This is a genomic window from Spiroplasma sp. Moj (genome assembly GCF_016082285.1).
GTDB classification, from domain to species: domain Bacteria; phylum Bacillota_I; class Bacilli_A; order Mycoplasmatales; family Mycoplasmataceae; genus Spiroplasma; species Spiroplasma phoeniceum.
The window spans coordinates 1-2,353 of record NZ_MQTY02000134.1; the positions used below are offsets into that span (position 1 = coordinate 1).

The 2,353-nt window shown below is 25.7% G+C and carries 2 protein-coding genes; both read left to right on the forward strand.

The features are described 5' to 3' along the window. Positions 1-497: 497 nt before the first annotated feature. Positions 498-1,409 (forward strand): tRNA pseudouridine(55) synthase TruB, encoded by a 912-nt coding sequence (truB, locus tag BST80_RS05020; RefSeq protein ID WP_415746242.1) that lies wholly within the window; start codon positions 498-500, stop codon positions 1,407-1,409. Then, the gene (gene ribF / locus BST80_RS05025) at positions 1,409-2,290 is read left to right on the forward strand and encodes a riboflavin biosynthesis protein RibF (RefSeq protein WP_415746243.1); all 882 of its coding nucleotides are present in this window, start codon (positions 1,409-1,411) and stop codon (positions 2,288-2,290) included. The genes truB and ribF overlap by 1 nt, the downstream gene beginning before the upstream one ends. The last annotated feature ends 63 nt before the right edge of the window (positions 2,291-2,353 follow it).

The window sequence follows — 2,353 nt, forward strand, 5'->3', positions numbered from 1 at the left end:
GAAAGTTAATTACTACGTTTTTAAATTACTATAACAATGTTAGGCGACATAAAAGCATAAATTTTTTAACACCAACTGAAGCTGTGTTAAAATTTTTAAAAGACTAACTGGTCTAAAATGTATATGGTACCTCACAATCAAAATGCTGTTATTAGTTTATTAAATCAAAATGGCGTTAAACATGAAATGCAAACATTAAGTATTGAAAGAAAAAGAATAAGTTAGAAAGGAGTTTTAATTAATAGACTTCTTGCATAACCTAGTTATTTTAAAATTCCTATAAAATANANNTNNNANNANAAANNNNANGNCTAGAATAATTTAAGAAAAATATAAATGTAACAATATTTATTTTTCATACGTAAATATTATAAACTATATTTTTCTAATAATCAATTAATTTTATAAAAAATACGATAAAAATAAGGTACTTTTTTAATCATTGTTAGGAATATATTAAAAAGTGATATAATATTTCAGGAAGTGGGGTGGTTATTATGCATGACGGTATTTTTTTAATCAATAAACCAACAGGAAAAACAAGTAATCAGGTTATTCAAGAAATTAAACAAAAATTGCAGATTAATAAAATTGGTCACGCAGGAACATTAGACCCATTAGCAACAGGATTGTTAGTTGTTTTAGTGAATAATGCTACGAAAATGAGTGAATATTTGTTAACAGCAGATAAAGCGTATGATGTTGAAATGCGATTATTTGTTGAGACAGATACTGGTGATATTACTGGGAATGTGCTTAATGAAACAGCACCATTTAAGATTCAAAAGAAAATATTAAAAAAAATCTTTAATGAATTTAATGGATTTATGTATGAACAATATCCACCAAAATATTCTGCTATTAAAGTTAATGGTAAAAAACTTTACGAGTATGCACACCAAGATAAAGAAGTAAAAATTAAACCACGAACTGTTACAATTAAGGCAATTAAATTAAAAAAATATGATGCACATAATCATACAATTAAATTTAGTGTGTTATGTACTAAAGGAACATATATTAGAAGTTTAGTGACTGATATTGCGGCAAAATTCAATACTATTGCTACTGTTACAGTTTTATGCCGTACGCAATCAGGAAATTTTATTCTATCTAAAGCAATTAACCCTGAAGCAGTAAATTTTAATGAGTTAATATCGATGTATGATGCTTTATTTATTAATAATCAACAATTATTACTTTATCATCATGATGAAGAAATTCGGCAAGGAAAACCTATTGTTATTATTAATCATACTGACCCAATTATTTTTATTATTGATAAAAATAAAAATGTTTTAGCAATTTATAAACATATTGGAAAACATGTTTATGCCTGTCAACGTGGACTATGAGGACATATTGAACCTAAAAACCAAGATGACAGAGAGAAGGATAATCATTATTAATGAAAACTTTAGTATGAAATAAGCCAAGTGATAAGAAACCAAAAGTTGCTTGTTTAGGTTTGTTTGATGGGTTTCATCAAGGTCATTTAAAATTAATTACACGTTTAATGGAGATTAAAAAACAGTATAACCTTGCAACATTATTTTTTACTATGTCACAAAGTGTTAGTGATTTTTTACAACAAACAAATACAAAAATAGTAGATAATCATTCAAAACAACAAATTGTTGAAAAATTAGGATTTGATTATTATTTAGAAGTGCCGCTTAGTACTGCATTTATAAATTTATCTGCACAACAATTTTTAACAATTTTAAAAAAACAATTTAATGTTACAAAAATTTTCATTGGCTCTGATTTTCGGTTTGGAAAAAATCGTGAAGGGGATTTTAATGATATTATTGCTTTTTTTGGTCAAGAAAATGTTTATTTAATTACTCGCCAAGATAATTTGTTTTCTTCAACAACAATTCGAAATTTTTTATTAAAATATGATTTAGCATCAGCAAATAAATTATTGTATGAAGATTATAATTTACGTGGAGAAGTAAAACCAGGAAAACAATTAGGACGAACAATTAATTTTCCAACGGCAAATATTTATTTGCCACAAAAAGTAATTTTACCCTATGGTGTTTATGTAACAGAAACATTAGCACAAGGTAAATTTTATCCTTCAATGACATCTTATCGGTTATTTGAAGGGAAAGAAGTTGTTGAAACATATTTGCTAAATGTTAATTTGGATTTATATGGTCAGGAAATCATTGTTTATTTTAAAAAATATCTTCGAGAAAATATTAAAATTAATAATTTAGCAGAATTAGTTACGCTTTTAGAACAAGATTTAGTTAATTGTGAGGTACCATATACATTTTAGACCAGTTAGTCTTTTAAAAATTTTAACACAGCTTCAGTTGGTGTTAAAAAATTTATGCTTTTA